Origin of the sequence: Streptomyces sp. NPDC059788, assembly GCF_042732265.1 — a bacterium.
In the GTDB taxonomy this organism is placed as follows: Bacteria; Actinomycetota; Actinomycetes; order Streptomycetales; family Streptomycetaceae; genus Streptomyces.
This window is the reverse complement of sequence record NZ_JBHWHY010000067.1, coordinates 40,085-48,567: the sequence shown is the minus strand read 5'-3', so window position 1 is coordinate 48,567 and position 8,483 is coordinate 40,085. Positions and strand designations below refer to the sequence as shown.

Annotated in this window: 5 protein-coding genes and 1 pseudogene; 1 reads left to right on the top strand and 5 read right to left on the bottom strand. The window is 70.6% G+C overall.

Going from position 1 to position 8,483, the window contains the following annotated elements; translation table 11 throughout:
* Window positions 1-67 precede the first annotated feature (67 nt).
* A complete protein-coding gene (locus tag ACFV57_RS38510) occupies window positions 68-829 on the bottom strand; it encodes a thioesterase II family protein (RefSeq protein WP_385242525.1) in 762 nt (253 codons plus the stop codon).
* A 134-nt stretch (window positions 830-963) separates the two neighbouring features.
* The gene (locus tag ACFV57_RS38505) at window positions 964-1,398 is read right to left on the bottom strand and encodes a cold shock domain-containing protein (RefSeq protein WP_385242522.1); all 435 of its coding nucleotides are present in this window, start codon (window positions 1,396-1,398) and stop codon (window positions 964-966) included.
* Between the two features lie 599 nt (window positions 1,399-1,997).
* Here ACFV57_RS38505 and ACFV57_RS38500 point away from each other — a divergent pair.
* Window positions 1,998-2,423 (top strand): hypothetical protein, encoded by a 426-nt coding sequence (locus tag ACFV57_RS38500; RefSeq protein WP_385242519.1) that lies wholly within the window; start codon window positions 1,998-2,000, stop codon window positions 2,421-2,423.
* Between the two features lie 373 nt (window positions 2,424-2,796).
* On the opposite strand, the gene ACFV57_RS38495 is transcribed toward ACFV57_RS38500, so the two are convergent.
* The 3 genes and pseudogenes from ACFV57_RS38495 to ACFV57_RS38485 all read right to left on the bottom strand — a co-directional run bounded on the left by ACFV57_RS38495 (window position 2,797) and on the right by ACFV57_RS38485 (window position 8,286).
* Window positions 2,797-3,093 carry a hypothetical protein gene (locus ACFV57_RS38495; RefSeq protein WP_385242517.1) on the bottom strand — a complete coding sequence of 99 codons (297 nt, stop codon included), beginning with the start codon at window positions 3,091-3,093 and terminating at the stop codon, window positions 2,797-2,799.
* A 298-nt stretch (window positions 3,094-3,391) separates the two neighbouring features.
* Window positions 3,392-6,706: pseudogene (locus ACFV57_RS38490) on the bottom strand (type I polyketide synthase); the annotation flags it as partial.
* Between the two features lie 473 nt (window positions 6,707-7,179).
* Window positions 7,180-8,286, bottom strand: a complete 1,107-nt coding sequence (locus ACFV57_RS38485) for an HAD-IIIC family phosphatase (protein WP_385242531.1) — start codon at window positions 8,284-8,286, stop codon at window positions 7,180-7,182.
* Window positions 8,287-8,483: the final 197 nt, after the last annotated feature.

The following is an 8,483-nucleotide window of genomic DNA, read 5'->3' as shown; positions in this document are numbered from 1 at the left end:
GCGCCGCGGCATGACCGCCGACGGCGCTGCCGCACCGCCGGGGCGGGCGCGGGGCCGTGACGGGGCGTCAGGTGGTCGTGGCGGTGCGGGCGTGGGCGGCGAGGCGGTGGTTGATGTCCTGTTGGTGGTCGGCCAGGTAGAAGTGACCGCCGGGGAACACGGCCATGTCGAACGGTCCGTCGGTGTGGTCCTGCCAGGCGCGCGCGTCGGCGAGCGTGGTCTTGGGGTCGTTGTCCCCGGTCAGTACGGTGACGGGGCAGGAGACCCGCGTCCCCGGCTCGCAGCGGTAGGACTCGATGGCCCGGTAGTCGCTGCGGATCGCCGGCAGCACCATGCGCAGCAGCTCCTCGTCGCCGAGCACCCGCGAGTCCGTGCCGCTGAGCTTCTTCAGCTCCTCGATCAGGCCGTCGTCGTCGCGGCGGTGGACGGACTCGTCGTAGACCAGCGAGGGGGCCCGGCGCCCGGAGGCGAACAGCATGGTGGGGCTGATGCCGTCCTTCTCCAGCCGCAGCGCGGTCTCGAAGGCCAGCACGGCGCCCATGCTGTGGCCGAAGAAGGCGAAGGGCATGTCGGTCCACGGGCGCAGGGCGGCGGCCAGTTGGTCGGCCATCTCGGCGATCGTGCCGATCGGCTGCTCGCCCCGGCGGTCCTGCCGCCCCGGGTACTGCATCGCGAGGACTTCGGCGGTGCCGGACAGGGCGGCGGACACCGGGAAGAAGAAGGTGGCGGAACCGCCCGCGTGGGGGAAGCAGAACAGCCGGAAAGCCGGGGCGGGGACGGGGTGGTAGCGGCGTACCCACAGGTCGGTCGCGGTGGAGGTGCCAGTCACTGGCGTGGGTTCCTTTCCGGGCTCGCGCGGCCGCGCCGCGGGGAAGACGGTGCTCCCACGGCATGCGCGGAGGTCAAAGCCCGTTGTTCGTAGGGGCGTTGGCCGGGTCCGGCCGCAGCCCGGGCTTCGACGGCTCAGGCTTCGACCCATCCGTGGCCGCGCGCCAGGTCGACGATGCTCGCACGAATGCGCTGGATCTGGGCGGCCGTCAGGGTCTCGTCGGCGGCGACGAGGGTTTCCAGCAGCTCGCTCCGCAGATCGTCGGCGGTCAGTACGTCGCAGGTCCCGTCGTCCGGCCGGCTGGTCCGCACCACCGGGCGCGGGGTGCCGGAGGCCAGCGAGTTGCGGGCGAGCTGCCTGCCGGTCGGCTTGTGCAGGAGGCGGATCTGCGACGCCTTGGGGCCCTTGTCCCCCTCCTCCATGAAGAACTCGACCTCGTTGCCCGCCTGGTAATACGTCTTCTCGTTGAGCAAGTCGTTCGCGTGCATGAAGACATCCTCGTCACCCGAGTCGGGCGCGATGAAGCCATAACCGCGAATCTCGTCGAACCGCAGGACCTTCCCCGTCATCAGCACAACAACCACACCTTTTCGAAATACCGCCAGCACAAAGACCGGCGCCCCTTTGGCACCGGGCCCCCAACATACCCATGACCGGCGGATCGCACGAGGTGTTCCCGGGCGGTGCTCTGGACATGCTGCCCGGGGCGTGCGGCGAACGGGCGTCTCCTGGGGTCTTCAGGGGGAGTTGAGGGGACGTTGAGGGCGGGGCTTGAGGGGGGAGTTGAGGGGGCGTTGAGGGGGGTGCATTGGGCTGCTGTCGGGGTGGTCGGTTGTGCGGGTACGGGTGGTCGACCGCCTTCCCTTAGGGGCTGCCGGTGAGCGGACCCTGTCGCGCCGGACGTGCGACGCCCGAGCCGAATGGGCAGGTCAGCCGGTTGCGGGAGTCGGCCGCGGGACGGCGGAAGAGCGTCCGCCATCCCTGAGAAAAGCCATGACATTTGTCATGAGCGACCAATGGGAGATCTCACTACCGGGCACACGGCGCGGACGAGCACCATAGGTAACCGTGAAAGACGTGGCAGGGGCACGACTGGAATTCCGGAAGACGGCCCGCAGGCCCAACGTGAGTTTCACCCAAGAACCGTCAGGAAGATGAAAGGACCACCATGGCAAGCCGGGTCATCGCGGAGGAACGACTGAACGACGGAGACGTCCAGCAGGCGTTCCGCGGCACAAAGAAGCTCGTCGGTTACTACGTCGGCCTCAGCGTTCTGACGCTCATCGCCCTCATTCTGTTGCGCGATCACCCCGACATCGCGACCGACGCCGCCTGGGTCCGCTGCATCATCGTCGTCGCCACTTCTCTGCTCATGACCTCGTTCGTGGCCCGGGCCTCCCGCGGCCACAGCAAGTCCTTCCTCCGGCTCCGGCTGGCCTCGGGAATCATGGTGGTGGCCATCGCCATCATTGTCGCGCTGCCCGGCGCCTTCCCGGTGTGGCTGCGGATCGAGCAGGCCGTGTGCGGGCTCATCCTGCTGGGCGTCGTGATGAAGGCGAACGGCAAGCTGCTGCGCTCGGTGTTCGCCAAGTAGCAGCCGAGCGGAAGCGAAGCAGAAGCGAACAGCCGCTGGCAGCCGCCCCCAAACGCGCGTGCCGGGCAGGTTCGGGCCCCCGTGCTCCCCGAACCGCCCGGCACGCGTCCGCGTTCCGGCGGCGGGATCAATCGCCGTCGGGTACGCGCTCGGTCCGCAAAGTCAGCCGATCCGGTCAGTCGGTCGGTCCGGTCAGTCGGTCGGTCAGTCGGTCCGTACAACCGCTCAGTCGCTCACCCGCACAAGCAGATCGCCCGCAGGAGCCGTTGGAACGGTTCCTGCGGGCGATCTGGTGTTACGGCGGGATGGCGGCCGGGGGGGGTGGCCGTCGCCCTGCGGGCCTTCGAGCCTCTGGTCCTTCGGGCCTTCGGCCTTACGCCTCGACCGCCTCTGCCTCCGCCTCCGCGGGGCCCGCCGGCTGGGGCGGCACCGAGAGGCCGGGCACGGTGAGCTCCGGCACGCTGTTCACCGCGCCCAGCGCCGCCTCGATGGCCTCGGCCAGCGACGGGGACACCGTGTCGTCGAACTCCATCCTCGTCACGGGGACGTCGGCATTGGTCGGCAGCGAATCACTTCCGAACGAAGCATCCGCACAGCCCGCTTCTTTCAGGGTCGCCAATTCATCTTCAGTTACCTCCCGGTTGAGAACCAGCGAGAATTTGTAACCCACCGCCCGCCACCCCTGTCTCTGTCACGTATTCCGAGAACGGATTCACTTGATCGGATTCACTTGATCGGGCAGAACGCTAACCGCATCGGACGGCCGGTGCAAGCTCTGCCGAAGTCCTTCGCACCACACACCGAATGGCCCGAACACCGAATGGCCCGAACACCCGACAGTGCGTGCGCCGAATGGCGCGTACGCCGAACAGCGCGCACACCACATCGAGGCTTGTCACGCAGGTGCGGAATTTCGGCACCTGAAATACTGCGCCGGGCCGCGCCGGACGGCGCGCCCGGTCCGGACCTCACATGCCCAGTTCCGCGTCGATGAGGTCGAATATCTCGTCGTCGCCCGCTTCGTCCAGTTCTCGCTGGATCATCGCATCGGCCTCCGTACCCGTACGGACGTATTCCACGAGCCCTTCGAGGCGCGCCAATATCCTGAGCTTCTTGTCCGGGGTGTGCGCTGCCGCGCCGAGCAGGGACTCGAGCCGGTCCAGTTCGTCCAGGACGGACGGGTCCGCCGCCTTCTGTTCGGCCGTGCATTCCCGCAGTTTCCGGGCGAGCGCACCCGGTGTGGGATGGTCGAAGACGACGGTGGGCGAGAGGTCGAGGCCGGTGGCCTTGTTGAGCCGGTTGCGCAGCTCCACCGCGGTCACCGAGTCGAAGCCGAGTTCCTTGAACGTCCAGCCCTCCTGGATCGCCTCCGGCGCGGCGTGTCCGAGGACGGCGGCGGCGTGCGACCGGACCACGTTCAGCAGCATCCGCCCGGCCTCGGGCTCGGACAGCCCGGCCAGTTGCGCTCGCAGCGGTGGCGGCGCAGCCACTCCCCCGTCCACGTCCGCGGGGGAAGCGGGCAACTCGGCTGTTACGCCGAGCGGTTGTGCCCGGTCGGCGGCTCCGGTCGCCGCGCCGGCGCCGGTCCCGCTGTCGAGCCAGTAGCGGCGGCGCTGGAAGGCGTACGTCGGCAGGTCGATCCGGCGGCCTCGGCCGAGCACCGCCGACCAGTCCACGCCGACACCGTGTGCGTACGCCTCGGCCAGCGACGCCAGCAGCCGGTCGGCCCCGCCGTCCTGCCGCCGCAGTGTGCCGGTGATCACGGGAGCCGCGGCGCGGTGCGCGGGCAGGTCCGGGTGGGCTTCGATGGTGTCGGTGATCGCCGCGGTCAGGACCGGGTGGGGGGAGACTTCGACGAAGGCGCGGTGGCCGGTGCCGGCGAGGGTGCGGATGGCGCGCTCGAACTCGACGGGGGCGCGGAGGCTGGCGTACCAGTACGACGGGTCGAGTTCCGGGCCGCCCAGCAGCTCGCCGCTCATGGAGGAGATCATCGGGATGCGGGCGGTCGCGGGCTCGATGCCGGACAGGACCTCGCGGATCTCCCGTTCCAGTGACGCGACCTGGGCGCTGTGGGAGGCGTAGTCCACGGGGACGAGGCGGGTGCGTACGCCGTCCTGCTTGCAGACGGCGGACAGTTCTTCGAGCGCAGCGGGCTCGCCGGAGACGACGGTGGCGGACGGGCCGTTGACGGCCGCGATGGATATGCGCTCGCCCCACGCGGCCAGCCGGACCCGTACGTGGTCGGCGGGCTCGGCGACCGACAGCATGCCGCCGCGGCCGGCGAGAGCGGTCAGCGCGCGGGAGCGCAGGGCCACGACCCGCGCCGCGTCCTCCAGGGTGAGGATTCCGGCGACGCAGGCGGCGGCGATCTCGCCTTGCGAGTGGCCGACCACTGCGTCCGGCTGCACGCCCGCCGCCTGCCATACGGCGGCGAGGGAGACCATGACCGCCCACAGCGCGGGCTGCACCACGTCGGCTGTCTCCAGCGCGGGTGCACCCTCGGCACCGGACAAGACCTCGTCCAGCGACCAGTCCACGTACGGGGACAGCGCCTCGCCGCACTCCGCGAGCCGCGCCGCGAACACCGGGGAACAGGCGCGCAGTTCGCGCCCCATGCCCAGCCACTGACTCCCCTGACCCGGGAAGACGAACGCCGTGCGGCCCACGCCGTCCGGGCTGCTGATGCCCGAGACCGTGCCGGTGGCGGGCTGGCCGGTCGCGACGGCGGCCAGCCCGGCCGCCAGGCTCTCCCGGTCGGCGCCCGTCACCACGGCCCGGTGCTCGAACGCGGACCGCGTCGTCGCCAGCGACCAGCCCACATCGACCGGCTCCAGCTCGGGGCGGGACAACGCGAACTCCCGCAGCCGCCCTGCCTGCGCCGCCAGCCCTTCCGCCGACCGGCCCGACACCGCCCAGGCCACCACATCGGTGCCTGCGAGCACCGACGCGCGGGCAGACGTGGCGGGGCCGGAGGCGGGCGGAGGCGTGGCGTCGGCCGCCGGGGCTTCCTCGACGATGATGTGGGCGTTGGTGCCGCTCAGCCCGAAGCCCGACACCCCGGCGCGGCGGGGTTTTCCGTCCGCCGTCCACGGCTCCGCCCTGGCCAGCAGGCGTACCGCGCTCGCCGCCCAGTCGACGTCCGGGGTCGGCTCGTCGCTGTGCAGGGACCGGGGCAGCACGCCGTGCCGCATCGCCATGACCGTCTTGATGACGCCCGCGACGCCTGCCGCGGCCAGGGTGTGTCCGATGTTGGTCTTCACCGAGCCGACGAACAGGGGCCGGTCCGAGGGGCGTTGTCGGCCGTAGGCGGCCAGCAGGGAGCGGGCCTCGGTTAGGTCGCCGAGGCGGGTGCCCGTGCCGTGTGCCTCCACGGCGTCCACGGCGTCCGGGGTGAGGTGCGCCTGGGCCAGGGCCTCGCGGATGACGGCTTCCTGGGCTTCGCCGTTCGGGGCGGTCAGGCCGTTGCTGGCGCCGTCCGAGTTGGTCGCCGAGCCGCGTATCAGGGCCAGGACGGGGTGGCCGTTGCGCCGGGCGTCGGCCAGGCGTTCCAGAACGATCATGCCGACGCCTTCGGACCACACCGTGCCGTCGGCCGCCGCGGAGAAGGCCTTGCAGCGGCCGTCGGGGGCCAGGGCGCGCAGGCCGCTGAAGGCGATGAAGTTCCCCGGTGTGGCCATCACCGACACGCCGCCGGCGATCGCCAGGGAGCATTCGTCGCGGTGCAGGGCCTGGGCGGCGAGGTGGATGGCGACCAGGGAGCCGGAGGCCGAGGTGTCGACGGTCATCGCCGGGCCGTGCAGGCCGAGGGTGTAGGAGATGCGGCCCGACAGCACGCTGGTGGTGTTGCCGGTCAGCAGATATCCCTCGATGCCGTCCGGGGCTTCTTCCAGGCGCGGCCCGTATGCGCGTGGTTCGGCGCCGACGAACACTCCCGTACGGCTTCCCCGGAGGGTCGCCGGGTCGATGGTGGCGCGTTCCAGGACTTCCCACGAGGCTTCCAGCAACAGGCGCTGCTGCGGGTTCATCGACAGGGCCTCGCGCGGGGAGATGCCGAAGAATCCGGGGTCGAAGTGGGTGGCCTGGTCGAGGAATCCGCCCCGGTCGACGTATGTCCTGCCGGGGACGTCCGGGTCGGGATCGTAGAGGGAATCCAGGTCCCAGCCCCGGTCGCCGGGGAAATCCGAGATGACTTCCCGCTCGTCGGCTAGGACTTGCCACAGGTCCTCCGGTGAACCGATTCCCCCGGGATAGCGGCAGCTCATGGCGACGATCGCCAGTGGCTCCGCGCGACCGTCCGCCCGCAGCGGTCCGGCCGGGCGGGTTGTGTCCGACTCGCTCATCCTGCGCTCCAAATCCGTAAAGCGAATGCCCCGCGCGGCGGAACGCGGGGAAGGGGGCGCCCACGCTCCGTGCTGCTGGCGTGGGAACCCGAAGCGCTACGGGCTGTACGCGGTCGGGAGGGTTATCGGGGACGGCCGGTTTCGGGACGGGCCGGTTTCGGGGGCGGCCCGTTCTCGAACCGTTGGGGACGGCCGTCGGCAACGGGGGGACGAAAATGGTGGTAGGCCGCCGGTGGGTGAATTCCGCATACGCCGGTCATGCGCCGCTACTTGGCATCAGCTGCATCGCGCTTCACATTCCGGGGAGTCTTCCAGAGCGCGCCGGGCACCGTAAAGGCGTTCGGGATCTCCCCGCCCCACCGGTCGGTGCCGGCCTGCCGTCCGGCCGTTCCCGGGTGTTCAAGTGCGGGGTCGCGTCACCTGAACGCGCCGCGCGCGTCCGGCGCGTCCGCGGTCCCGCTCGCCCGGTCGGCGGCCAGGTCGGGGGCGTCGAGCCGCAGGGTGGTCGGCGCGCTGCGCGGGCCCGGTACGAGGTGGCGGAACTGGACGTCGCCGCGGTCGCCGGCCGTGTCGGCCTGCGCGAGGCAGTCACACGGATCGTCCGTGAAACCGGCGAACCGATAGGCGACGTCCATCATGCGATTGCGGTCGGTGGGGCGGAAGTCGGCGGCCAGGTGGACTCCGGCCCGGGCCGCCTGGTCGATCAGCCAGTTGAGAATCGTCGCGCCGGCTCCGAACGACACCACCCGGCAGGAGGTCGCGAGCAGTTTTAGGTGCCATACATCGCCGTGGTGGGCGAGGAGGAGAACGCCTACCGCGCCGTGCGGCCCGAAACGGTCGGCCATGGTCACGGTGAGGACTTCGTGGTCCCGGTCGGCCAGCAGGGCGCGCAGAGCCGTATCGGAATAGTGCACTCCGGTGGCGTTCATCTGGCTGGTGCGCAGGGTGAGTTCCTCGACCCGGGAAAGCTCCTCCTCGTCGGCGCGCTTGATCACCATGCGCAGATCCAGGGAGCGCAGGAACTGCTCGTCGGGGCCTTGGAAGGATTCCCGCTCGGCGTTGCGACGGAATCCGGCCTGGTACATCTCCCGGCGGCGCCGGGCGTCCACCGTGACGTGTCCCGGGCTGAACTCCGGCAGCCCGGCGAGGGCCACGGCCTCTTCGGCCGGATAGCAGCGGACGTCCGGGGCGTGGAAGGCGACCTCTGCCCGTTCGCTGGGCAGGTCGTCGATGAAAGCGATGGCGCTCTGCGCGAAGTTCAGCTGTTCGGCGATTTCCCGGACCGCGTCGGACTTGCGGCCCCAGCCGATCTGCGGCAGCACGAAATACTCGGCCATACCGAGCTTTTCGAGGTGTGGCCACACCACGTCGTAGTCGTTCTTGCTGGCGATGGACTGCAGGATGCCCCGGGAGTCGAGCGTGGTGATCAGGTCACGTATCTCGTCGCGGAATTCGACGTCCGGGTTCTCCAGATACGTACCCTGCCAGAGCGTGTTGTCGAGGTCCCAGACGAGGCACTTCACGGGAGCGGCCGGAGCGGGCCGGGCGGAAGCGGCGGGCCCGCCGGACTGGGTGGGCCGAGCGGACGGAGCGGGCTGAGCGGGCACGGGAAAGCCTCCTACAGCCGTGGCGGCCCCCGGCTCCGCGCCCGCGACGCCCCCCAACGAGCAGAAGCGCTTTGTCGAACTTAGCAACAACATAGAGGAGCGCGTCTAGGGCT